1 pseudogene is annotated in these 480 nt (G+C 58.3%); it reads left to right on the top strand.

Annotation, left to right across the window (positions count from 1 at the left end):
• Window positions 1-435: pseudogene (locus QP934_RS11520) on the top strand (IS1249 family transposase); the annotation flags it as partial.
• Window positions 436-480: the final 45 nt, after the last annotated feature.

Here is a 480-nt window from a genome sequence, read left to right as displayed (position 1 = left end):
CGCGTGTGGACCCACCACAACGTGCGCAAGGCCTACAACAGCCTCAACCATCTTTGGCGGTCCGAGATGCTGTTTGTCTACCTCAACCCGCCAGCAGGAGTCCTTGCGCCCGAGCGGATCAAATCCACCACCAACAGCTTAGAAGGCGGCATCAACGCCCAGCTCAAACTGCTCGCCAGAACCCACCGCGGCAGATCAGGCGAACGACAACGCCGCATGCTGGATTGGTGGCTCTACTTAAAAACGGAACTGCCTGACGATCCAGTACGAATCGCCAGGCAGTCCGACTGGGGCCAGGGCCAACTCGCCAAAGTATCCACCCTGACCCAAACCGAGAACCAAGCCGACCACGAAACAGGACGCCCAGCCCTCTACGACAACGCTATCGACACCGACTACACCCACTCAATCGGCATTCAAAAAGGCCAAATCTAACCCCCGCGACACGCCGAGCCAGACACACATTTTGACCCTTAACCC

Source organism: Corynebacterium sp. MSK122 (assembly GCF_030229435.2).
Lineage (GTDB): Bacteria > Actinomycetota > Actinomycetes > Mycobacteriales > Mycobacteriaceae > Corynebacterium > Corynebacterium marquesiae.
The sequence above is the reverse complement of the archived record's forward strand: the minus strand, read 5'-3'. Positions and strand labels throughout refer to the sequence as shown.